Raw genomic sequence first — 22,959 nt, forward strand, 5'->3', positions numbered from 1 at the left:
TCGGCTCCCTCAAAACCCAGCCTATCCCGGCACATCGGTGAATTGAATCGACAAACCCCGCGCGCGACCCTAAGCGCGCGGCCCATGTCCGACACCGCCACCATCATCCCGCTCGACAACGTCGATCCCGTCCTCGTCGAGGACCTCCTCGACCGTGCGTTCGAGCCCGAGCGACGCCAGCGCACCGCCTACAAGGTACGCGACGGCATGGACTGGCTGCCCGCGCTCAGCTTCGCGGTGATGGATGCGCGCGACATGCTGGTGGGCACGATCCAGTGCTGGCCGGTCGCGCTCACCGATCCCGAAGGACGTGCGCACCCGATGATCATGGTCGGCCCGGTCGCGGTGCTGCCCGAGCAGCAGAACCTGGGCTACGGTCAGGCACTGATGTCGGCAGCGATGTCGGGCATCGACGACCGCGCCCCGCTGCCGCAGGTGCTGATCGGCGATCCCGAATATTACGGTCGTTTCTGGGGCTTCACCAATGCCCATACCGGTGGCTGGGACCTGCCCGGTCCGTTCGAGGCCGAACGCCTGCTGGTGCGCTGTGCAAATCCCTCGGTCCTTCCCGAGGCCGGCATGCTCGGTCCCTGGACGCGCTGAGGCGCACCTGCGCCCACCGGGGCGATCAACAGTTCGCATCCGACTGGAACTTGGCGCGCGCGATCCTATCTGGCATCGCGTAGACCATGCCTTATGAACCGCCACCCGAACTGGCCGCTCTCTCGCTGAGCGAAATCGCCGAGCGTATCGCCGAGCGCAAACTGCCGCCGGTGTCGCAGTGGCAGCCACAGGTGCGCGGCGACAGCCACATGCGCATTGCCGCCGACGGGCGCTGGTACCACGAGGGCGGCGAGATCCGCCGTCCCGCGATGGTGCGCGCCTTCGCCTCGCTGCTGCGCCGCGAGGACGACAGCTCGCACTGGCTGGTGACGCCGGGGCAGATGCTCTCGATCGAAGTCGAGGATGCGCCCCTGATCGCCATCGACCTCAAGCGCGAGGGCCGTGACATCGCCTTTCGCATCAACACCGACGATCTCGTCATCGCCGGCCCGGATCATCCCATCGTGAGCCGTGGCGATCCCGAGACACCGGCGCTCTACGTCAGTGTTCGCGACGGCATCGAGGCGCGGCTCGACCGCAGCACTTATGCCCAGCTCATCGAGATCGCGCTCGAGCAGAGCGACGGAACCGGCGATGCGGTACCCGAGGACCTTGCGGTCACCAGCGGCGGCACCCGTTTCGCCCTCCTGCCCGCATGAGCACGCTGTTCAACACCCTCTCGCAGCGGCTGGAGCGCGGGCTCGCCGGGCCTGCCCCGGATCTCTGGCCCGACCCGCGCATCGAGGCGATCGAGCATTTCAAGCCCGCTGCGGTCCTCATCGCCTTTACCGAGCGCGCTGAGCCGGGCGTGCTGCTGCTTCACCGCCCTTCCTCGATGCGGGCGCACCCGGGGCAGATCGCTTTTCCCGGCGGACGCATCGACCCGGGCGAGAACGCAATCGAGGCCGCCTTGCGCGAGGCCGACGAGGAACTGGGCATCGACCCGGCTTCAGTGCGGGTCGTCGGTGAAGGCGACAAGTACCGCACCGGCAGCGGCTACGAAGTTACCCCGGTTCTCGGCGTGATCCCGCCCGACATCGAGATCATTCCCAATCCCGCCGAAGTCGCGCGCTGGTTCGAGGCCCCGGCGCATTTCGTCTTCGATACGGCCAACCACGTCGCGCGCACGCTCGAATGGGAGGGCCGCCCGCGCGAATACGTCGAGATCACCTGGCAGGGCCACCGCATCTGGGGCGTGACCGGGGCGATCATCTCCAACCTCACCCGCAGAATGAACTGGCATGACTGATACCGCGCAATCCGAAATCCCGAGCCACCTTCGCGCAGCATGGATGGAGCGCGCGGACATCCGCGAACTCGTAACGGTGCTGGGCGCTGACAAGGTGCGTTTCGTGGGCGGCGCGGTGCGCGATGCCCTGCTCGGAAGCGCGGTCAAGGACATCGACATGGCGACTGTGCTCCATCCCGAGGCGGTCATGGACCTGCTCGCCGGGGCAGACATCCGCCGCGTCCCCACCGGGATCGCGCACGGCACGGTAACCGCCGTTCTCGAAGGCGGCCCGGTCGAGATCACCACCTTGCGCCACGACGTCTCGACCGACGGGCGCCGCGCGACCGTCGCCTTCGCGCAGGACTGGCGCGAGGATGCAGCGCGGCGCGATTTCACCATCAACGCGCTCTACGCCGATCCAGCGAGCGGGGAGATCTTCGACTGGTTCGGCGGGCTCGAGGACCTCGCAGCACGCCGCGTACGCTTCATCGGCGATGCCCGCCAGCGCATCCGCGAGGATCACCTGCGCATCCTGCGTTATTTCCGTTTCCAGGCGAGGTTCGGCACGAGGCCCGCTGACGAGGAAGCCGAAAGTGCCTGCAGCGAACTTGCAGCCACACTCAAGGGTCTTTCGCGCGAGCGCGTCGGCGCGGAAATGATGAACCTGCTCGGTCTGCCCGACCCGAGCCCGACCGTGGCGCGCATGGCCGAACTCGGCGTGCTGGCGGTGATCCTGCCCGAAGCCGATCCCAAGGCTCTCGCAGCGCTCGTCGTCGCCGAGACGGCAGGCACCATCGCGCCCGATCCGCTGCGCCGCCTCGCCGCCCTGCTGCCCGCCGACGTCACTCTGGCCGAACAGGTCGCCGCACGGTTCCGGCTCTCGGGCGCACAGAAGAAGCGGCTCGCGCTCGCAGCGGCACGCGGCGCAGCGAACGAGGGTGCAGCAATTGACACTCCCGCAGGTGCCCGCGCCCTCGCTTATCGCCTTGGCTGCGATGCAGCGCTCGACCGGCTGCTGATCACCGGCGCCGACAGCGCCCCCCTCGCCCACTGGTCGATCCCCGTGTTTCCGCTCAAGGGTGGCCAGATCGTGGCACGCGGCGTCGGCAAGGGGCCCGAGGTCGCGCGTATCCTACGCGCAGTCGAGGACCGCTGGATCGCCGAGGGCTTTCCCGGTACGGCGCGGGTCGAGGCCTTGCTCGACGAGATCGTCGCCGGAACGCCTTCGTGACCGAGACCGCGGGCGACGATGGCCTGGGCGCCTACCTTTCGGCCCAGCCGTTGCTCGCACTGACCATAGTCGCGATCCTCGTCGCGGTCAGCGCCGGCATGCTCGCCAGCCAGCGCCCGGCCCTCGCCGACTGGCTGCGCAAGGGCGCTTATGCGGGGATGGCGCTGGCGGGCCTGCTGACCGTCGCGCACCTCATCACCACCAACCGGACCTCGCGCGCCGCGATGATGTTCGACCGTGCAAGACCCGCCGGGATCGAGGGCAACGAGACGGTGATCGCCAAGCGCGGTGATGGCCACTTCTGGGTCCGTGCCCGGTTGAACGGCGTACCGGTCGATTTCCTCGTCGATACCGGCGCGACCTATACCGCGGTCTCGGGCTCGGTCGCCGCGCGCGCAGGGCTTTTCGACGAGAGCGAGGAGACGCACGAGGGACGCGTGCTCGATACCGCGAACGGCCCGGTCGTCGTCGCCATGGCCCGTGCCGCCTCGCTTTCCTTCGGCGCGATCGACGCGCGCGAAATCGAGCTTGCGGTACTCCCCGATAGCGCAGACGAGGCAGGGGAGGCCGAAGATGCCGGGACCAACGTAATCGGCATGAACCTGCTCTCGGGGCTCTCGGCTTGGCGGGTCGAGGGCGACAGGCTGATCCTGACACCGTGACGCGCCACCTGCCGGTCATCCAAGGGCAAGCTAGGCCTTGCTACACCCTTGCCCATGAACCCGGAAGAAGCGCTCGCCACCGCCACCCAGTTCGTTCTCGACCAGCCGTTGCTGGCGCTCGCCATCGGCGGCGTGCTGCTGGGCATCGTCGGCGCCATGCTGCGTGGCCTCTCGCCCATGCTCGGCGGTTTCGTGCGCGGGCTGGGCAACCTCTCGCTCGTCGCCGCGCTGCTCCTAACGATAGCCCAGGTCGCTCGCTTCGGCGGCGACTTCGACCTCGCGATGCCGCAGATCGGCATAAAGAAGCAGACGGTGGAGGGCGAGGAGACACGCGTCGAGATGTCTGGCGACGGCCACTTCTGGATAAGGGCCGAGGTCAACGGCGTCGAGCAGGACTTCCTCGTCGATACCGGCGCGACACTCACCGCAATCGCCCCGTCGACCGCCGAGGCCTCGCGCATCGAGCCGCCGAAAGTTCGCCGCCAGATCGCGATGCGCACCGCCAACGGCACGGTGCCTGCGGAAATCGCCTCGATCGACGAGCTGAGCTTCGGCAACATCGTCGCACGCGATCTCGACACCGTGGTCGCGCCGGGTCTTGGCGATCAGAACGTGCTCGGCATGAACTTCCTGTCACGCCTCGAGAGCTGGCGAGTGGAGCGCCGCACGCTGATCCTCGTGCCGCATCACCCGCAGCCCACCAGCGAGACCTGAACCGGTCGGACCGGTCAGGCCCTTTCCGCAAGAGCTCAGAACTTGTTGTCGCGCGGGAAACCGTTGGGCGGCAGACGTCCGGCCGCGCCGCGCGCGACCTTCCACATGACGATGTCCTTCTCGTTCCGCGTACGCCCGGTATCGCCGCCCATCGTCCACGATAGGCCGTCCTCCAGCTTGAGCGTGGTCACGTCGGACATGCCCCCGTCGCGGTAGCGCTGCAGGGTCACGCCCTGCCCCTTGGCCATGACCGGGAGCTCCTCGAGACTGAACACCACCAGCTTGCGGTTGTCTCCGACCACCGCGACGTGATCGTGCTCGCCCGGAATCTCGCGAACCACCGCGAGGCGCACGCCCGGCTTGGTGCTCATGACCGCCTTGCCCTTGCGCGTCTCGGCGATGATCTCGCCCGTCTCGACCGCAAAGCCGCGTCCGATGTTCGAGGCCAGCAGCAACTGACCCTTGGGCTTGTGCGGCAGGGCCGCGACGATCTTCGCCTCGGCGTCGATGTCGACCATGGTGCGGATCGGCTCGCCGAAGCCGCGCGCGCCCGGCAGCTTGTCCGCGCCGAGCGTGTAGAAGCGCCCGTTGTCGAGAGCGATCAGGATCTTGTCCGTGGTCTGCGCATGGAAGGCGAAGGCCGGACCATCGCCTTCCTTGAACTTGAAGTCCGCGCCCTTGCCATCCTCGCCAAGCGCGACGTGCCCCTTGGCCGCACGGATCCAGCCGCGCTCGGAGAGGATCACCGTGAGCGGCTCCTTCTCGATCATCGCGTCCATCGAGAACTCGACCGTGGGATGCGCCTCGGCGATGGTCGTGCGCCGGCGGCCAAGCTCGGTGGTCTCGGCGTAGTCCTTGCGCAGCGCAGTCAGGTCGCGCTTAACCCGGGTACGCTGACGCGCCGGGCTCTCGAGCAGCTTGGTGAGGTCCTCCTGCTCCTTGAGCAGGTCCTCGTGCTCGCGGCGCAGTTCCATCTCCTCGAGCTTGCGCAAGGAGCGCAGGCGCATGTTAAGGATCGCCTCGGCCTGGCGGTCGGTCAGCTCGAACTCCGCCATCATCACCGGCTTGGGCTCGTCCTCGTTGCGGATGATCTCGATGATCCGGTCGAGGTTGAGATAGGCGATGATGTAGCCCGCGACGAGCTCGAGGCGCGCCGCGATCTTGTCGAGCCGGTGCTGGGTGCGCCGCTTGAGGATGTCGATCTGCGCGACGACCCACTGCAGCAGCAGTTCCTTCAGCCCCAGGACGCCCGGCGTCCTCTGTGCGTCGAGCACGTTGAGGTTGAGCGAGAAGCGGCTCTCCAGATCGGTCAGGCGGTAGAGGCTTTCCTTCAGCAGCTCCGGATCGACGTTGCGGCTCTTGGGCACGAGCACGATGCGGATCTGCTCGTCGCTCTCGTCGCGGATGTCCTCAAGGATCGGCAGCTTCTTGTCGGCGATGAGCTGGGCGATCTGCTCGATCAACTTGCCCTTTGCGAGCATGTAGGGAATTTCGCTGATGACGAGCTGCCACTGGCCGCCGCCCAGCTTCTCGATTCCCGTCTCCTCCCAGTCGCCCCCTGCCTCGCGCCCGGTCGAGAAGCGCCCGCGCATGCGGAACGCGCCCTTGCCGGTCTCGTAGGCGTGCGAGATCGCCTCGGGACTGTCGACGACGAGCCCGCCGGTCGCGAAGTCGGGGCCGTGGAAGACCTCCATGAGCTGCGCGTGCTCGGCGTGCGGATTGTCGATCAGCACCATCGTCGCGTCGATGATCTCGGCGACGTTGTGGCTGGGGATCGACGTCGCCATGCCCACCGCGATACCGGTCGCGCCATTGGCGAGCAGGTTGGGGAAGAGCCCCGGGAAGATGTCCGGTTCGCTCTCTTCGCCGTTGTAGGTCGGGATGAAGTCGACCGTGCCTTCGTCGAGCCCTGCCATGAGCTGGATTGCGGTCTTGGTGAGGCGCGCCTCGGTGTAACGGTAGGCCGCCGCGTTATCGCCGTCGATATTGCCGAAGTTGCCCTGCCCCTGCACCAGCGGATAGCGCAGCGAGAAATCCTGCGCGAGGCGCACCATGGCATCGTAGACCGAGGCGTCGCCATGGGGGTGATACTTGCCGATGACGTCGCCGACGACGCGTGCCGACTTCTTGTAGGCGCTCGCCGGATCGAGCTTGAGTTGCCGCATCGCCCAGAGCAGGCGGCGATGGACGGGCTTCAACCCGTCGCGAAGGTCGGGCAGCGAGCGCGCGGTGATCGTCGAGAGAGCATAGACGAGGTAGCGCTCGGAAAGCGCGGCGTCGAAGGGCGCATCGACAATGGCGTCAAACGGATCGGGTTCGTCGTCGATAGAAGTCACCATGGTCAAACAGGACTAGCAGCGCATCACGCCGTGCCAAAGCGGCAATTCACCGTTTTCCGCAGACTTGGGCACGGCTGATGTCGGGACCGTGTTTCTCAGGAGAGCAATGCTGACAGATCGCGCTCCTACGGCAGCCCTCTACCGCCAAGTTCCTGAGTTAAAACCAAAGACGGCACTCATCTCGATTGCGGCACCGCGCCCGCCATGCAAGAAGTGTGGCCAGGAGCTGTTTGAACAGTTGGGGGAAGCTTGAATGATTACGCACGCCATTTGGTCCTCACTCCCCCGCCGAACGCGATCGTCGCTTGTCCCGGCGCACTTCGTGGCCTGTTCCGCGCTCTTCGCACTTGCCGCCTGCGGAGAGGCTCCTGAGCATTCGGGGACTGCCGAAAACATGACGAGCGTCGATATGAAGGAGGAAAGCCCGCCGCCAGCAATCGCTCCTGTGGATGCGAACGGGGGCGGGCCGATCGCAGTCAGCGTGCCGCGCATCGCCTATACTTACAGCTACACTTATCGCATCGCCGCCGAGCGGATCGCGCAAGTTCAGACCAGACAGGTCGAGCTTTGCGAGAAGCAGGGTCCGCAGGTCTGTCGCGTGCTCGACATGCGCTCGGCCAGCAGCGAAGGCGATGGCAGCGGCGGCTCGATGACCCTTGCGGTTGCAGCCCCCAAGGCCCGCGCCTTCGGTGCGAAGCTGGGGACCATCGTGGGCAACGCCGACGGCGAGGCCATTTCGAGCGAGATCACCGGCGAAGACCTCTCGAAGCAGATAGTCGACACCACCGCACGGCTCAAGGCCCGCACGGTATTGCGCGACCGCCTCATGGAAATCCTCGCCACGCGGCAGGGCAAGGTCGCCGAACTGGTCGAAGCCGAACGCGGGGTCGCCAAGGTCAACGAGGAGATCGACCAGGCGCGTAGCTGGCTGGCCGAGATGCAGGGACGCGTCGACTATAGCGAGATGAACCTGACCTACGTTTCGCAAGGCCAGACGACGAACGCCTTTCTCTCACCGATCCTGGCTGCGCTCGGAAGTCTGGGTTCGATCCTGGGAACGGTCATCGGCGCGCTGATCGTGTTGCTCGCCGTCGGTGTCCCGCTTGGCCTCGCGATCTGGGCGCTCGCCTGGCTCGTGCGCACCATCCGCCAGAGAAACGAGGCCTGAGGCCAGCCGCCCCATCCTCGGTCCGTGCAGCGAACGGGCCGGGACGTTGCCTGTAGCCCCGCCAACTGGCCCGACAACTGGAACGCACCTGCCGTCTTCCCCGTTCTCCTTGCATACCCCCCAGCTGCAAAGGAAACAGAGATGACCAAACGCGTCCTCATCCTCGCCACCAACGGTTTCGAACAGTCCGAGCTCATGGGCCCGCGCGATGCGCTCAGCGAGGCAGGTTTCGAGGTCCTCGTCGCCAGCCCTGAAGAGGGCGAGATCAAGGGCTGGAAGCACACCGACTGGGGCGAAAGCGTCAAGGTCGACCTCGCGCTCGACGACGTGCGCGCCGCCACCTTCGACGGGCTCGTCCTGCCCGGCGGGCAGATCAACCCCGACGTGCTGCGCATCAACGACACTGCGGTCGAACTCGTGCGCGCCTTCGTCGATGCGGGCAAGCCGGTCGCCGCCATTTGCCACGCCCCCTGGCTCTTGATCGAGGCAGGCGTGGTCGAAGGCAGGACCGTGACCGGCTGGCCCTCGATCCGTACCGACCTCGCCAATGCAGGTGCGAAGGTGGTCGACAGGGAAGTCGCCGTCGACGGCAACCTGATCACCAGCCGCAAGCCCGACGACATCCCGGCCTTTGCCGAGGCGATGATCGCAGCGCTCAAGGTTCCCGCCGAAGCGGCCTGAGACCGCGTGCCGGGCTGTACCGGCAAAAAATAGGAAACGGCCGCATCGCTCCTACCGGAGCGGTGCGGCCGTTCTGTTTTCAGGGCATCAGCCGATCTGCATGTCGCGCACGACACCGGGCATATGCACCTCGATCCCGTCGAGCGCGTCGGTCAGCTCGATCTGGCAGGCAAGGCGGCTGGTGCGCGCGACGCCGGCCGCAAGGTCGAGCATGTCCTCTTCCTCCATCGAGGCCTCGGGCAGCCTGTCGAACCAGGCATCGGCGATGTGGACGTGGCAGGTGGAACAGGCCATTTGACCTTCGCAGGTCCCCTCGAGCGGCATCCCCGCGTTCTGGGCCACTTCGAGCAGCCGGGCACCCGGTTCGGCCGTGGCCGTGACCTTGTCCCCCTCGGACGTGACGAAAAGCACGCTAGGCAATGTTCAGACTCCCTGCGCCGCCGCAGCGGCTTCTATTCGAGTGCAGGCATCCTCTATATCCCGTAAACCACTATATCGCCCAAATCCCAATCGGATAGAGGCTTTGGCCTGTTCGTCCGCAAGGTGGATGGCGCGCAGCACGTGACTGGTCCGTCCCGAGCCGCTGGCGCAGGCCGAGCCCGCCGAAAATGCAATGTCGCGAAGGTCCGACATCAGCCGCGCGACGTCGAGCCCTTCCAGCCGCAGATTGAGATTGCCAAGCCAGCGCTGGCCTTGCGAACCGTTGAGCGTCCAGCGCGAAAGCACATCGCGCGCCCTTTGCCAGAGCTGCGCAACATGGGCGGCATCTTCCTCCATCCGCTGCGCCGCGAGCGCTGCCGCAGCACCGAAACCGGCGCACAAGGCAGGGCTGAGCGTGCCCGAACGCAGCCCCTGCTCCTGCCCGCCGCCCCGGATAAGCGGTGCGATTTCAAGTCCGTCGCGCAGCCAGAGCGCACCGATACCCTTGGGGCCGTAGAGCTTGTGCGCCGAGATCGCGATCATGTCGGCGCCAGCGAGCGCCGACAGCTTGCCCGCCCCCTGCACCGCATCGCACAGAAACAACGCGCCTTGCGCATGTGCCCGCTTCGCCAGATCCTCGACCGGCTGCACCGTGCCGATCTCGTTGTTAACCTGCATGACCGCGACCAGCTGGCTTGCGTCTCCAAGCGGCGCATCGGGCGAAACCAGTCCTTCATGGTCGACCGGGATTATCGTCAGCGCAGGATCGATGGCCCTTGCCGTATCGAGGACCGCTGCATGCTCGATCGCCGAGACCGCAAGGCGCTTCGCACCGCTGCCCACCAACGCGAGATTGATCGCCTCGGTCGCGCCCGAGGTGAAGATCACGCGGCCTCCGGGCGGAAGCAGCGCCGCCACCTGCTCGCGCGCGACCTCGACTGCGGCAGCGGCCATGCGACCGGGGCGATGCGGGCTATGCGGGTTGGCGTAGCCCAACATCATGCCGCTCGCCTCGGGTCCGCCCAGCCAGGGCAACATCGCCTCGCGCGCCTCGGGCGCGAGCGGGGTCGTCGCCTGATAGTCGAGATAGATCATGGCTTGCCCCCCACCCCTGCAATCTCGCGCCATGCCGCGATGAAGGTGTCGATCTCGAGCGCGGTCGTCTCGCGCCCTATGGAGACGCGGATGACTTCCTGCGGATGCGGGTAGCCCATCGCGTCGAGCACGTGCGAATTGCGCAGCGAGCCCGAGGAACAGGCACTGCCTGCCGAGACCGCGATACCAAGGCCATCGAAGCGGATGAGCTGGACCGCGGAAGGCTTGCCGGGCATGCGGTAGGCGCCGATCGTGGCGATCCGCTCGGCATCTTGCGCGACGATTTCCCCACCCGCAGCGAGGATGCCTTGCTCGAGCCGTGCGCGCAGGCCTCGGGCATGTTCGATCCAGTCGCTCCCGGCCTCGAGCGCCGCAGCCATGGCGAGCACGCCGGGCAGGTTCTCCGTCCCGCCACGATAGCCGCGCTCCTGCCCACCCTCTGGCAAAAGCAGGGCCCAGTCGCGCACCAGTAACGCCCCCACACCGATGGGACCGCCGAACTTGTGTGCAGCAAGCGCAACGATGTCCGCCGGGGGAAGCGCGATCTTGCCTGCACCTTGCGCGCAGTCTGCGAGAAGCAGGCCGCCTGCAGCGTGCACCGCCTCGGCGATCTGCGCGAGCAGCTGGATCACGCCGGTTTCGCTGTTGATCTGCTGGACCGCCACGAGCCCCGCAAGTGCTGCGCTTTCCGGACTGACGCGGCCATTGGCATCGACTTCCGGACTGACGCGGCCATTGGCATCGACGCCAAGCCGCGCAGCGCCAGCGGCGTGGCGCAGCAATGCCTCGTGCTCGACCGGTGAAGTGGCCAAGAGCGGCGCCTTGGTCGCGCGCAAGGCCAGTGCCAGCGCCTCGCTCGCGCCCGAGGTGAAGACAATTTCACCCTGCCAGCCAAGCACCTTCGCGATGCGCTCGCGCGCGCCTTCGAGCGCTGCGCGCGCGGCGCGTCCGGCCTTGTGCGGGCTCGAGGGATTGGCCCAGAGCGCGGCGCCCTCGAGCCACGCTTCACGCGCCTCGGGCAGGAGGGGCGTCGTCGCGGCGTGATCGAGGTAGATGTCCGCGTGTTGGTTTGGCGAAGAAATCTGCGACTCCGTCTTTGTCGACAAGATTGTTTTTAGGACTAATGTTTCTATATAGCGAACCATCGCATTTCCACTCCCGCAATGGTCGGCGCACGCTTTCGCCACCGTTTTTGCGGGAGTTTCAACAGGTCAGGTTTCCAGTCACATGCCCTCAGTCATCTTTCCCGGTCCCGAAGGTCGTCTCGAAGGCCGCTTCCAGCCTGCCACGCGTCCGCGTGCACCGGTGGCGATGATCCTTCATCCGCACCCGCAGGCAGGGGGCACGATGAACGACCGCATCACCCAGCACCTGTACAAGACTTTCGTCAACCGCGGCTTCGCGACCCTGCGCTTCAACTTCCGCGGCGTCGGCCGCAGCCAGGGCAGCTTCGACAACGGCATCGGCGAACTGTCGGACGCCGCTGCCGCGCTCGACTGGGTCCAGCAGATCCACCCCGAAAGCTCGACCACGTGGATCGCGGGCTATTCGTTCGGCGCGCTGATCGGCATGCAGCTGCTCATGCGCCGTCCCGAGATCCGCGGTTTCATCTCGGTCGCACCGCCCGCGAACATGTACGACTTCAGCTTCCTCGCGCCCTGCCCCGCTTCGGGCATCATCATTCAGGGCGCGGCGGACACTGTGGTCACGCCCAATGCGGTACAGAAGCTGGTCGACAAGCTGCGCACGCAAAAGCACATCACGATCCATCACGACGAGATCCCGCGCGCCAACCACTTCTTCGAGAACGAGACCGACGATCTCATGAAGTCGGTCGACAACTACCTCGACATGCGCCTCGCGCCCGACTGCCCGATCAAGTAAGCGGCAGCAGGACCGGATTTCACAGCGCCGGTTTTCACAGCGGGCGTCGGAGCATCACTCCGGCGCCCGTTCTTCTTGCGCGGCATTGACGAGGCTGTCGCCGTCGCTCGTCGGAAGCGTCCAGATCAGGACGTTGATCGCCATGACCACGGCAAGCACGAGCATCAGCACCGCCTGACGGCGATAGCCTTCGCGCTGCCAGAGCACGAAGGCGCCCAGCAGCAGGGCGATACAGGTGAGCACGAGCAGCGAAAGTGCGATGTCCATGGCCCATGGCTAGCCCATCGCAGGCATCGTGGCGAGTTCGTTCGCGCAAGCGTTAACTTGCTCGCAGACGAAACTTACCACCACGCCTGCGTAAAAATCGGTCGGAGCAAATTGACAGCCCCGCCACCCGCAGCCAGTCTGCGCGCCATGCAAGACCACACCCCCCAGACCGCACAGATCTCGCGCCGCTCGGCCATCGGCATGCTCTCTGCAAGCGTTGCCGCGCTCGCCCTGCCCGGCTGTGCTCGCGCCGTCGCCGAAGGCACCCAGCCGCGCCCGGCAGTCGGCGGCCCCGCCATGGCGAGCCCGGCAGCCCCGACCGAGGCTTCGGGCCTGCTCGATTCCATCGCCTGGCGCCTGCTCGAGCATAATCCGGGTCAGGCCACGAGCCTTGGTGTCGACACCGGCGAGCACGCCTATCTGCGCTCGAAGCTCGAGGACCGCTCTGCCGCTGGCATGGCATCGCTCGCCGAAACGCTACGCCAGGACCTCGCCAGGGTCTCGGCCATCGACACCAGCCACATGAACCCTGCCGATGCGACCAGCCTCGCGGTGATCAAGAGCGCCTATGCGACATCGCTCGACGGTTTTGCCCAGCCCTATGGCGACGTCGCCGTGGGCGGCTGGCGCAATACGCCCTACGTCGTCATTCAGAACGTGGGCGCCTATCTTGACACCCCGCGCTTTCTCGATGCCGACCATCCGGTGAAGACCCCCGATGACGCCGATGCCTATGTCGCGCGCCTAGGGCAGATGAGCGGCCAGCTCGATGGCGAACTCGACCGGATGAAGGCGGCGACCGGCGAAGGCCTCGTTCCTCCCGACTTCCTGCTCGACCGCGCCGTCGCGCAGATGGAGGCCTCGATCGCGGATGCCCGCGACAACGGCGGCACGCTCGCAGGCTCGGTTGCGACGCGCACCACCGAGATGAAGGGTGACTGGGCCCGGCAGGCCCGCGCCATCGTCGCTGGTGACGTGGTCCCCGCTCTCGAGCGCCAGCTTGCCGAGCTCAAGCGCCAGCGCGGCCTTGCGACGGGCGATCCGGGCATGCGCGAGAGGCCGCATGGCGCCGAGTTCTATGCCTGGGCTCTGCACGCCAGCACCACCACCCCCATGCCCGCCGAGGAGATCCACAAGCTCGGCCTCGAACAGCTCGACGAACTGCACGCGAGGATGGATCCGATCCTCAAGGATCTGGGCTATACCAAGGGGACCGTCGGTGACCGCATGACCGCGCTCGGCTCGGACAAGCGCTTCATGTTCTCGCAAGGCGACAAGGGCCGCGACGAGATCATGGCCTTCATCCATGGGCGGATCGACTGGATCAAGTCGCAGATGCCACGCGCTTTCCGCGAACTCGTACCCGGCAACGTCGAAGTGCGCCGCCTGCCGCTGTCAGAGGAACCGGGCGCGCCGACCGCCTATGGCGGGGCGGGCTCGAAGGACGGCAGCGTGCCCGGCAAGATGTGGATCAACCTGCGCACCACCGCGCTTCACCGCAAGTACGACCTGCCAACGCTCGTTCATCACGAAGCGATCCCCGGGCACGTCTGGCAAGGCGAATATGCCAACCGCCTGCCGCTGATCCGCTCGATCCTCGCTTTCAACGCCTATTCGGAAGGCTGGGCGCTCTACGGCGAGCAGCTCGGCGATGAACTGGGTGCCTACGACGAGAGCCCGGTGGGTCGCCTTGGCTACCTCCAGTCGATTGCGTTCCGGGCCTGCCGCATGGTGGTGGACACGGGCCTGCACTCGAAGGGCTGGAGCCGCGAACAGGCGGTGCGTTTCTTCATGGAGCGCAACGGCAACAAGCGCGAGGAAGTGGTCAACGAGGTCGACCGTTACTGCTCGTGGCCGGGTCAGGCCTGCGGCTACAAGATGGGCCACAACGAGATCAACCGTCAGCGCCAGCGCGCCATTGCCGAACTCGGCGATGCCTACGACCTGCGCGATTTCGACCAGGCCGTCGTCGATGGCGGCAATGTCCCGCTCGACGTGCTGGGACAGAACATCGCGCGCTACATCGCGACGAAGAGCTAGGCCGCCAAAATCAGGTCAGCGAGCAAAGGGCCCCAGCGCAAAGCACGCACCGGGGCCCTTTTCGTGTCATTTCCTCGCGAAGAAACCGCTGGCCATGCCCGCGATGTCATCGATCACGCTGCCATCGCCATCCCGGTCGAGCATCTGCATGACCTGAGGATTGGCCGTGATCTGCTGGGCGATCTGCCCGAGCGCGCCTTCGCCGCCGATTGCCGCGATCATCTGCTGCATCGTGCCCGTATCGAGCCCGGTCTTGTCGGCTGCGAGCGCGGCAGTATCGCCCGGCTGCTCGTGCGACTGTCCAAGCGCGGCGACAGCCTTTTGCGCCATGACCGGATCGAGGCCGAAGCGGCCCGCAAGACCCGCAAGATCGGTGCCGCTGCCTGCCTGTCCAAGTATTGCGTCGAGTAGTGCCATAGATACCTCCGTCTCATTGCGACAACGATGCCAACGGGAAGATGCCATGCATGCACCCTGGCCACAAAGGCACAATGCGACACCTTGTTTGAAGCAAGCGAGCGCTTGGGAAAAGGCAGACCTGATCGCTCAGGCGCGCCACGCAAGAAAAAAGCCCCGGAAACACGTTCCGGGGCTCCTTCAATCCTTGCGAATTCGCGTAGCAGCTCAGGCCGAGACCGGAGCCGCCTTGCGCACGCCTTCGTCGACATGCGCCTCGAACTGTGCGAAGTTGTCGATGAACTTCTTGACCAGAACCTGCGCAGTCTTGTCGTACTCGTCCTTGTCGGCCCAGGCGCCGCGCGGATCGAGCAGCGCGGTGTCGACACCGGCGACCTCAACCGGAACCTCGAAGCCGAAGTTCGGATCTTCCTTGAACTCGGCATTGTTGAGGCTGCCGTCAAGCGCGGCGTTGAGCAGCGCCCGGGTGGCCTTGATCGGCATGCGCTTGATGCCTTCCATCGTGGCCATGCCGCCCGACCAGCCGGTGTTGACCAGCCAGCACTTCACGCCGCCCTTGGCGATGCGCTCCTTGAGGAGGTTACCGTAGATCGACGGGTGACGCGGCATGAACGGCGCGCCGAAGCAGGTCGAGAAGGTCGCTTCCGGCTCGGTCACGCCAATCTCGGTGCCGGCCACCTTGGCGGTGTAGCCCGAGAGGAAGTGGTACATCGCCTGATCCGGGGTGAGACGCGCGATCGGAGGCAGCACGCCGAAGGCATCGGCGGTCAAGAAGATCACGTTCTGCGGGACCGGGCCGAGGTTCTTCTCCGAGGTGTTCGGGATGAAGTCGATCGGGTAGGCACCGCGGCTGTTCTCGGCGAGCGTGTTGTCGTCGAGGTCGAGCTTGCGGGTTTCCTCGTCCATCACGACGTTCTCGAGCACGGTCCCGAAACGCTTGGTGGTGGCGTAGATTTCGGGCTCTGCCTCTTCGGAGAGACGGATCATCTTCGCGTAGCAACCGCCCTCGAAGTTGAACACCGCGGTGTCCGACCAGCCATGCTCGTCATCGCCGATCAGCGTGCGCGAGGCATCGGCCGAAAGCGTGGTCTTGCCGGTGCCCGACAGGCCGAAGAACACGGCGGTATCGCCGTCGGGGCCGATGTTCGCCGAGCAGTGCATCGGCATCACGCCCTTGACCGGGAGCAGGTAGTTGAGGATGCCGAAGACCGACTTCTTCATCTCGCCCGCGTAGGAAGTACCACCGATCAGGATCAGCTTTTCGGAGAAGTTGACCGCGATCACCGTCTCCGAGCGGGTGCCGTGACGCTCGGGATCGGCGCGGAAGCTGGGCAGGTCGATGATCGTGTACTCAGGCACGAAGCCTTCGAGTTCCGACGCTTCGGGACGCACCAGCAGGGTGCGGATGAACAGGTTGTGCCAGGCGAACTCGTTGACCACACGCACCTTGACGCGGTGCTCGGGCTGCGAACCGCCGAACAGGTCGGCGACGTAGAGCTTGTCCTTGTCGGCGACAGCGGCGAGGAAATCCTCCTTGAGCGCGGCGAAGTGTTCCGGGGTCATCGGGACATTGGTCTTGCCCCACCAGATCGTGTCCTCGGTTTCGGCATCGCGCACGATGAACTTGTCCTTGGCGGAACGGCCGGTGTGCTTGCCGGTGGCCACGACGAAAGGACCATCCGCCGAAAGCCTACCCTCCCCGTTGCTGATCGCATGCTCGACCAAGGGCGCGGTGCCCAGGTTCGCGAAAATCTCCGCCTCGGTGGCGATCCCTTGTTTGGCGAGCGGGGTGGAAAGGGTAGCGGTCAATGTCATCTCCTCCAAATTGACATGTCTGCCGGATTATCCGTCGGCAGCAGCGGAAGTTCCAGAAATACTGGAGTCGCGCTGCGGATAGTCCAGAGCTTCTTTTCCGTCAAATTGGCAAGAATTGGAACTGCAAAGGGTCAAATCGGGACAGAATCGTCGCAGTCTCGTCCAGATTGTCAGCCAGCCATTCTCCGTCTAGGTGATGACCCTGTGATCAGGAGAGGCACCGCCGGTTACAAGGGTGCACTCACGCCAGACAGGTGATGCGCAAAGTCGATGAACGAGCCTCGGCCTCCCCACTCCCGGCCTGCCCAGACGACGCCGCAGGCCCGCAGCGAAAGCGAAGAACCCGCGCGCCGCCAGACGATCGCGCTGGTCGACGATGACCGCAACATTCTCACCACCGTCTCGATCAGCCTCCAGGCCGAGGGCTTTGCCACACGCGTCTACACTGACGGCGAAACCGCACTTAAGGCCCTGCTCGACAACCCGCCCGACCTCGCCATCTTCGACATCAAGATGCCGCGCATGGACGGTCTCGAACTGCTGCGCGCGCTGCGCGAGCAATCGAGCCTGCCGGTGATCTTCCTCACCTCGAAGGATGAGGAACCCGACGAGGCGCTGGGCCTCGCAATGGGCGCCGACGACTACATCACAAAGCCGTTCAGCCAGCGCCTGCTCATCGCGCGCATCCGCGCCATCCTGCGCCGCAGCGACCTCGCGCGTGGCAATTCAGGCGAGGAGCCAGCAAGCGACGTGCCAGAGCCTTTCGTGCGCGGGCGCCTGCGGCTCGATCCCGCACGCCACCAAGTGCAGTGGGACGATATACCGGTCTCGCTCACGGTTACCGAATTCCTCATCCTCGAGGCGCTGGCCATGCGTCCCGGCGTGGTCAAAAGCCGCAACCAGTTGATGGACGCAGCCTATTCCGAGGACGTCTTCGTCGACGACCGCACGATCGACAGCCACATCAAGCGCCTGCGCCGCAAGTTTCGCGCTGTCGACCCCCAGTTCGCGGCCATCGACACGCTCTACGGCGCAGGCTACTCGTACTCCGATGAGCGCAGCGACGCCGATACCTGACACCAGCGTCCGGCGGACCCGATAATGGCCGAACGCTCGCACGCGCGCATCATGGCGCCCTTGCGCGTACGCCTCGGCCTGTCCTGGCGTGTCTCGCTCACCGCGCGTATCCTCGCGGTCAACATCATTGCGCTGGCGCTGCTCGCGGGCAGCCTGTTCTACATCGACAGCTATCGCAAGGAACTGCTCAACGAACGCTATCGCCTCGCCCGCTCGGAGGCCGAGATCACGGCACGTGCACTCGCCGGCGAGGCTCAGCCCCGGCGCGAACAGCTGCTGCGCACGATCGGCACCGGGCAAGCGTTGCGCCTGCGCCTCTTTGCACCCGACGGCAGCCTGATCGCGGACAGCTTCGCGCTCGCACCGCCGTCGTTTGAGCTGATCGACCCCGACAGCGAACCCTGGCTTCAGGACGCTGCGCGCCTGCTCGATCGCGGCATGGATTTCCTGCTCGGCGCGCCGCCGATACCGGATTATCGTGACCCTGCGGATACCAGCGCGCGTGCCTGGCCTGCAATCAGGGCCGCGCTCGCCAACAGCGCGACCGTGATCCACCAGCAGGCAGCGCCCGACCGAACCCCTGTGATTATCGCCGCGACACCGGTCGGCGACCAGGGCGAGGCATTGCTCGTCACCCGGAACGCGCGCGACATCACAGAAAACGTGCGCATGGCGCGCCAGACGCTCGCTTTCATCGTCGGCGGTGCCTTGACCGTTTCGATCCTGCTTTCGCTGTTCCTCGCGCGCACCATCGTAGACCCGCTGCGCAAGCTGGTGCGCGCGGCCGTGCGCGTGCGCCTCGGGCGCGACCGCAGCGTGATCGTGCCGCGCCTGCCCGACCGTCGCGACGAGATCGGCCTGCTCGCGCGCGCGGTCTCGGACATGACCGGTGCGCTGCGCTCGCGCATCGATGCCGTCGAGAGCTTTGCGGCCGATGTCGCGCACGAACTCAAGAACCCGCTGACCAGCCTGCGCAGCGCGCTCGAGAGCCTCGAACGCGTCGACAACCAGCCCGACCTGCGCCGCCAGCTGCTCACGATCGCCAACGACGACGTGCGCCGGATCGACTTTCTCGTCACCGAAATCGCCGATGCCAGCCGCATCGACGCGCAGCTCAGCCGCACCACTTTCGAGCCGGTCGACATGCTGCAGCTGATCCACGCCCTCGTCGCCGAGCGCGAGCAGCGCGGGGTCAACGCGCCGTGCACCATCGCCATCGCGCACGACGGCGAGAGCAGTGCGATGGTCCCAGGCGATGCGCCGCGGCTCGAGCGTGTCATGCAGAACCTGCTCGACAACGCCGTCTCGTTCTCGCCCGAGGGCGCTATCGTCGAAATCCTCATCAGTTCGGGCGACGGCCGTGTGAAGATCGCGGTATCGGACCATGGCCCGGGCATCCCTCTCGCCGCGCGCGAGCGCATCTTCGAGCGCTTCCATTCGCTGCGGCCCGCGCGCGAGGAGTTCGGTAAACACTCCGGGCTTGGTCTCGCCATCGCCCGCACCATCATCGAGGCGCACTACGGGCGGCTCATCGCCACCGACAGGCTCGATGGCAAGAGCGGCGCGCGGTTCCAGCTCAGCCTTCCCGCCTGGGAACCGGAGGACGAGGCGTGATCCCGGCAAGGTCTCCCGTCGCGCATCAGGGAACCTGCGTCGCTATAGGCTCGCGCGCTATCCTGATCGAAGGCCCTTCGGGAACCGGCAAGTCGGCACTGGCGCTGGAGCTGATCGATCGCGGCGCTCGGCTGGTCGGCGACGACTCGCTGCTTCTCGAAGGGCGCGACGGCGCGCTCGTCGCCCGTCCCCATCCCCAGACCCGGGGCCTGATCGAAGTGCGCAACCTCGGCCTCGTCACCCTGCCCGTCTGCGACGAGGCACGGGTCGCCCTGCTCATTCGTCTCGACGAGAACGCGCCGCGCTTCATCGAGACCGCGCAGATCGCCGAGCGTGCCGGGTGTGCACTGCCCATGGTGCGTCTCTGGCCCGCCGCCGCGCCGCTCGCGCTCAAGGCGGAACTCGCCTTGCGCAAGTACGGTCTTCCCTCGGGCGAACGCTGTACCGGCTGACGCGCAGTCTCCCCGCTACCTTGCCCGCAGGCCGAACATGTCGACGAAGCTGGGTAAAGCCGCGAGATGGGCCCAATATCCCCCTTCCATTTCCGGCGCATGGAGCGCACACAGCCGCCATGTCGAGCGAGTCCACCCTGCCAGACACCCCTGCTGGCACGCGCCAACGCGTGCTGCTGGTCACCGGCATGCTCGGCGCGGGCAAGACCACCGCGCTGCGCGTGCTGGAGGACCTCGGCTGGGAGATCATCGACAACTTCCCGATCCGCCTGCTCGAGGGCCTGCTCGAACATCCGCAGGACGACGCCACGGGAATCGCCGCCCCACTCGCCATCGGCTTCGATTCGCGCACGCGCGGCTTCGATCCCGAGCGCATCATCGCGCAAGTCAGGGCCCTTGGCGAACGCCGCGACATCGATCTGTCCACGCTGTTCCTCGACTGTAACAGCGCCGAACTCGAACGCCGCTACAACGAGACCCGCCGCCGCCATCCCCTCGCAGCCGACGCACCGGCGGTGACGGGTATTCGCGCCGAGCGCGAGCTGCTCGCGCCGCTGCGCCGCTGGGCGGAAATGCTGGTCGATACCAGCGAGTTCACCTCCAACGACCTGCAGCGCGCGATTCGCGAGCAGTTCGCCGAGACCGCCCCCGAAGGCACGACGCTCACGATCTCCAGCTTCGGCTTTTCGCGCGGCAGCCCGCCCCTCGCCGATCTCGTCTTCGACATGCGCTTTCTCGACAATCCCCACTGGGACCCCGAACTGCGCCCGCAGACCGGCAAGGACGCGCCCGTCGGCGACTACATCCGCAAGGACCCCGCCTTCGAAGAAGCCTTTGCGCGCATCCACGACCTGCTGCTGCTGTTGCTCCCGCGCTACAAGGCGCAGGGAAAGAGTTACGTCCACGTCGCTTTCGGCTGTACCGGAGGAAGACATCGTTCGGTTTTCATTGCCGAACAGATGGCAGCGGCCTTGCGCAGCTCAGGATTTTCGCCCACATTGCTGCACCGCAACCTGGGCTCTAGGGCTGCTGATCTTCTGGAAAGGGGGCCGCGGCGTGAGAAATGAACAAGACCCCGCAATTGATGCGCGAGAGCGGATCGAGACAAACCTGACGGGGCGGTCGCAGGAAGTTCGGAGCGCATTCCCAGCATGATCGGCATGATTCTGGTCACTCACGGCAACCTTGCCGAAGAGTTCGTTCACGCAATGGAACACGTCGTCGGCGATCAGGCCGACGTCGAAACCGTCTGCATCGGCCCCAATGACGACATGGAGCGCCGCCGCGCCGAGATCGCCGAAGCGATCGTCGCGGTCGACAGCGGCGAAGGCGTCATCATCCTCACCGACCTGTTCGGCGGCACGCCGTCCAACCTCGCGATCTCGCTGATGGAAGCGGGCCGGGTCGAGGTCATCGCCGGGATCAACCTGCCGATGCTGATCCGCCTCGCCAAGGCACGCGCCTGCATGCCGGTGCGCGACGCGGTCGCCGCCGCGCGCGATGCGGGCCGCAACTATATAACCATAGCAAGCGAATACCTGGGGCAGGATGCATGATCGAATGCCGTGAGACGGTGCTCATCGTCAACAAGCGCGGGCTTCACGCCAGGGCCAGCGCCAAGTTCGTCAACTACGTCAGCGAACTGCCGGGCACCGTGCAGGTGACCGTGTGCAAGGACGATACCAGCGCGGCGGGCAATTCAATCCTGGGCCTGATGATGCTCGGCGCGGCCAAGGGCGACAGCATCGACATCGCGTGCACGGGCGACGGCGCCGAAGAGGCACTGGCACGTCTCGGCGACCTGGTGCGCGACGGCTTCGGCGAAGATAAGGGTTGATCGAAGGGCGCGCGCGCTTCACTGCGACGCGCGACATTCCATCGGAGTCCTGCACGCCTTGGCCCATCGCCGCACCATCACCGGTTTCTCCAACCCGCTGGTCAAGTTCCTGCGCTCGCTCAGGGACAAGAAGTATCGCAAACGCGAGAAGCGTTTCCTCGCCGAGGGGCTGCGCCTGCTGACCGACGCGCGCGAGTCGGGCGTGGTGCCCGAAATGCTGGTCATGGCGACCGGCCGCGAGCCCCACCCCCTGCTCGACGCGCTCGAAGCGGCCGTCGATGCGGCGGGCGGTGAAGTGGTCGAGATGGACCAGGAAATCCTCGCCAAGGTCACCGGCAAGGACAACCCCCAGGCCGTCGCCGGGGTCTTCGCCGAATTCGACACGCGCATAACCCAAGTGGACCGCAGCGCCGCACCGATCTGGCTGGTGGCACAGGCTCTGCGCGATCCGGGCAATCTCGGCACCATGCTGCGCACCGGCGATGCCGTGGGCGCGGGCGGACTCATTCTGATCGACGACTGCGCCGATCCCTTCTCGGTCGAGGCGGTGCGCGCCAGCATGGGCGCGATCTTCACGCAGAAACTCGCCATGGCGCGCTGGGACGAATTCCTGCCCTGGCTGCGGTCGGGTCCGGGACAGCTCGTCGCAGCTTCGCTGCGCGATCCGACCGACTACCGCGTTGCACCCTATCAGGCGCCCTGCTTCCTCATGGTCGGCAATGAATCGCAGGGGCTGCCCGAGGCCTATGAACAGTCTTGCGACCTGCGCGTGACGATCCCGATGCGTGGACGTGCCGACAGCCTCAATGCAGCCGTTGCCGGCGCGGTGCTCGCCTACGAGGCGCTGGCAAGGCTCGGCGACTGACGCGGGAGCTGCCGGGCGCACCCGATAGCTCCTGCTGAACTTGCAGGGCGCTGCAGTGCTCGTTCATCCCGGCATCATATGGTGCATGGCAGCATGCCAGTGCCATGTCGGAACCGAGCAACCTTCATCGAACGCTGTGCGCAGCCGCGCTGATGCTCGGCCTGTTTCTGCTCGGCGGCTGCGCCGGACCTGAGGACAACGTCCACCTCAACGACAGCCGCTGGCGTTTCGCGCTGATCGACGGACACACCCCGCTCTCCGACGCCGCCGACGTCCGCTTCGCCGATGGCGAGATCACGGTGCTCGTCGGCTGCAACCGCATGACGGGGCCCTGGCGGGTCAACGAGGACCGCCTCGTCGCAGGCCCTCTGGACCAGACCGAGATGGCCTGCCCGGCGCCCGCCTGGGATCAGGAGAAGGCGGTAAGCGCCCTCTTCGCAGCAACCCCGCGCCTCGAGGTCAGTGAGGACAAGCTGCTGCTCCAGTCAGGCGGGCACAGCGCCGAGCTGATCCGCGCCGCAGCCCTGTGATTATCATGGAAAACATT

Annotated in this window: 25 protein-coding genes; 18 read left to right on the top strand and 7 right to left on the bottom strand. The window is 66.2% G+C overall.

The window, feature by feature from the left end; translation table 11 throughout:
• The first annotated feature begins 84 nt into the window (after positions 1-84).
• From I5E68_RS11490 to I5E68_RS11515, 6 genes are all read left to right on the top strand, one after another.
• The gene (locus tag I5E68_RS11490) at positions 85-603 is read left to right on the top strand and encodes a GNAT family N-acetyltransferase (protein WP_197163841.1); all 519 of its coding nucleotides are present in this window, start codon (positions 85-87) and stop codon (positions 601-603) included.
• Positions 604-689: 86 nt separating this feature from the next.
• On the top strand, positions 690-1,262 hold the full coding sequence (locus tag I5E68_RS11495; protein ID WP_197163843.1) for a DUF1285 domain-containing protein: 573 nt from the start codon (positions 690-692) through the stop codon (positions 1,260-1,262).
• A complete protein-coding gene (locus I5E68_RS11500) occupies positions 1,259-1,852 on the top strand; it encodes a CoA pyrophosphatase (protein WP_197163845.1) in 594 nt (197 codons plus the stop codon). The genes I5E68_RS11495 and I5E68_RS11500 overlap by 4 nt, the downstream gene beginning before the upstream one ends.
• The gene (locus I5E68_RS11505; RefSeq protein WP_197163847.1) at positions 1,845-3,065 is read left to right on the top strand and encodes a CCA tRNA nucleotidyltransferase; all 1,221 of its coding nucleotides are present in this window, start codon (positions 1,845-1,847) and stop codon (positions 3,063-3,065) included. The genes I5E68_RS11500 and I5E68_RS11505 overlap by 8 nt, the downstream gene beginning before the upstream one ends.
• Complete coding sequence (locus I5E68_RS11510) at positions 3,062-3,727, top strand: retropepsin-like aspartic protease family protein (protein ID WP_323982144.1); 666 nt, start codon at positions 3,062-3,064, stop codon at positions 3,725-3,727. Before I5E68_RS11505 ends, I5E68_RS11510 begins: the two co-directional genes overlap by 4 nt.
• 54 nt (positions 3,728-3,781) lie before the next feature.
• On the top strand, positions 3,782-4,441 hold the full coding sequence (locus I5E68_RS11515; protein ID WP_197163850.1) for a retropepsin-like aspartic protease family protein: 660 nt from the start codon (positions 3,782-3,784) through the stop codon (positions 4,439-4,441).
• Between the two features lie 35 nt (positions 4,442-4,476).
• Here the strand turns inward: I5E68_RS11515 and parC are convergent, their stop codons facing one another.
• Positions 4,477-6,780, bottom strand: a complete 2,304-nt coding sequence (gene parC, locus I5E68_RS11520; protein ID WP_197163851.1) for a DNA topoisomerase IV subunit A — start codon at positions 6,778-6,780, stop codon at positions 4,477-4,479.
• A gap of 394 nt (positions 6,781-7,174) precedes the next feature.
• On the opposite strand from parC, the gene I5E68_RS11525 reads away from it, so the two are divergent.
• Positions 7,175-7,948, top strand: a complete 774-nt coding sequence (locus I5E68_RS11525; protein ID WP_228726941.1) for a DUF4349 domain-containing protein — start codon at positions 7,175-7,177, stop codon at positions 7,946-7,948.
• A 141-nt stretch (positions 7,949-8,089) separates the two neighbouring features.
• Positions 8,090-8,629 (top strand): type 1 glutamine amidotransferase domain-containing protein, encoded by a 540-nt coding sequence (locus I5E68_RS11530; protein ID WP_197163853.1) that lies wholly within the window; start codon positions 8,090-8,092, stop codon positions 8,627-8,629.
• Between the two features lie 87 nt (positions 8,630-8,716).
• Here I5E68_RS11530 and I5E68_RS11535 read toward each other — a convergent pair whose 3' ends face one another.
• From I5E68_RS11535 to I5E68_RS11545, 3 genes are read right to left on the bottom strand one after another with little or no spacing between them, the layout of a single operon-like run.
• Complete coding sequence (locus I5E68_RS11535; protein WP_197163854.1) at positions 8,717-9,049, bottom strand: 2Fe-2S iron-sulfur cluster-binding protein; 333 nt, start codon at positions 9,047-9,049, stop codon at positions 8,717-8,719.
• Positions 9,050-9,052: 3 nt separating this feature from the next.
• Positions 9,053-10,144, bottom strand: coding sequence for a cysteine desulfurase family protein (locus I5E68_RS11540; protein ID WP_197163855.1), 1,092 nt, complete (start codon positions 10,142-10,144; stop codon positions 9,053-9,055).
• On the bottom strand, positions 10,141-11,250 hold the full coding sequence (locus I5E68_RS11545; RefSeq protein WP_228726942.1) for a cysteine desulfurase family protein: 1,110 nt from the start codon (positions 11,248-11,250) through the stop codon (positions 10,141-10,143). The genes I5E68_RS11540 and I5E68_RS11545 overlap by 4 nt, the downstream gene beginning before the upstream one ends.
• Before the next feature lie 121 nt (positions 11,251-11,371).
• Between I5E68_RS11545 and I5E68_RS11550 the strand changes: the two genes are divergently transcribed.
• Positions 11,372-12,028 carry an alpha/beta hydrolase gene (locus I5E68_RS11550; RefSeq protein ID WP_197163857.1) on the top strand — a complete coding sequence of 219 codons (657 nt, stop codon included), beginning with the start codon at positions 11,372-11,374 and terminating at the stop codon, positions 12,026-12,028.
• Positions 12,029-12,082: 54 nt separating this feature from the next.
• Here I5E68_RS11550 and I5E68_RS11555 read toward each other — a convergent pair whose 3' ends face one another.
• The gene (locus I5E68_RS11555; RefSeq protein WP_197163858.1) at positions 12,083-12,295 is read right to left on the bottom strand and encodes a hypothetical protein; all 213 of its coding nucleotides are present in this window, start codon (positions 12,293-12,295) and stop codon (positions 12,083-12,085) included.
• Positions 12,296-12,442: 147 nt separating this feature from the next.
• Here I5E68_RS11555 and I5E68_RS11560 point away from each other — a divergent pair, with 147 nt between their 5' ends.
• On the top strand, positions 12,443-14,335 hold the full coding sequence (locus I5E68_RS11560) for a DUF885 domain-containing protein (RefSeq protein WP_197163860.1): 1,893 nt from the start codon (positions 12,443-12,445) through the stop codon (positions 14,333-14,335).
• 66 nt (positions 14,336-14,401) lie between these two features.
• Here I5E68_RS11560 and I5E68_RS11565 read toward each other — a convergent pair whose 3' ends face one another.
• Together I5E68_RS11565 and I5E68_RS11570 are read right to left on the bottom strand one after the other, a co-directional pair.
• A complete protein-coding gene (locus tag I5E68_RS11565; protein ID WP_197163862.1) occupies positions 14,402-14,752 on the bottom strand; it encodes a hypothetical protein in 351 nt (116 codons plus the stop codon).
• 207 nt (positions 14,753-14,959) lie between these two features.
• On the bottom strand, positions 14,960-16,561 hold the full coding sequence (locus I5E68_RS11570; RefSeq protein ID WP_370463737.1) for a phosphoenolpyruvate carboxykinase: 1,602 nt from the start codon (positions 16,559-16,561) through the stop codon (positions 14,960-14,962).
• Positions 16,562-16,837: 276 nt separating this feature from the next.
• On the opposite strand from I5E68_RS11570, the gene I5E68_RS11575 reads away from it, so the two are divergent.
• The 8 genes from I5E68_RS11575 to I5E68_RS11610 all read left to right on the top strand — a co-directional run bounded on the left by I5E68_RS11575 (position 16,838) and on the right by I5E68_RS11610 (position 22,942).
• Complete coding sequence (locus I5E68_RS11575) at positions 16,838-17,644, top strand: response regulator transcription factor (RefSeq protein WP_197163866.1); 807 nt, start codon at positions 16,838-16,840, stop codon at positions 17,642-17,644.
• 24 nt (positions 17,645-17,668) lie between these two features.
• Positions 17,669-19,258, top strand: coding sequence for a sensor histidine kinase (locus I5E68_RS11580; RefSeq protein ID WP_197163868.1), 1,590 nt, complete (start codon positions 17,669-17,671; stop codon positions 19,256-19,258).
• Positions 19,255-19,710: an HPr kinase/phosphorylase gene (locus I5E68_RS11585; protein ID WP_323982145.1), complete on the top strand. Its 456-nt coding sequence runs from the start codon at positions 19,255-19,257 to the stop codon at positions 19,708-19,710. Before I5E68_RS11580 ends, I5E68_RS11585 begins: the two co-directional genes overlap by 4 nt.
• 119 nt (positions 19,711-19,829) lie before the next feature.
• Positions 19,830-20,777, top strand: a complete 948-nt coding sequence (rapZ, locus tag I5E68_RS11590) for an RNase adapter RapZ (RefSeq protein WP_197163870.1) — start codon at positions 19,830-19,832, stop codon at positions 20,775-20,777.
• Positions 20,778-20,861: 84 nt separating this feature from the next.
• On the top strand, positions 20,862-21,266 hold the full coding sequence (locus I5E68_RS11595) for a PTS sugar transporter subunit IIA (protein WP_197163872.1): 405 nt from the start codon (positions 20,862-20,864) through the stop codon (positions 21,264-21,266).
• The gene (locus I5E68_RS11600) at positions 21,263-21,547 is read left to right on the top strand and encodes an HPr family phosphocarrier protein (protein WP_197163874.1); all 285 of its coding nucleotides are present in this window, start codon (positions 21,263-21,265) and stop codon (positions 21,545-21,547) included. Before I5E68_RS11595 ends, I5E68_RS11600 begins: the two co-directional genes overlap by 4 nt.
• Before the next feature lie 58 nt (positions 21,548-21,605).
• Positions 21,606-22,412: a TrmH family RNA methyltransferase gene (locus I5E68_RS11605; protein ID WP_197163876.1), complete on the top strand. Its 807-nt coding sequence runs from the start codon at positions 21,606-21,608 to the stop codon at positions 22,410-22,412.
• 104 nt (positions 22,413-22,516) lie between these two features.
• Complete coding sequence (locus tag I5E68_RS11610) at positions 22,517-22,942, top strand: META domain-containing protein (RefSeq protein WP_197163878.1); 426 nt, start codon at positions 22,517-22,519, stop codon at positions 22,940-22,942.
• The last annotated feature ends 17 nt before the right edge of the window (positions 22,943-22,959 follow it).

The organism is Novosphingobium aureum, from assembly GCF_015865035.1.
In the GTDB taxonomy this organism is placed as follows: Bacteria; Pseudomonadota; Alphaproteobacteria; order Sphingomonadales; family Sphingomonadaceae; genus Novosphingobium; species Novosphingobium aureum.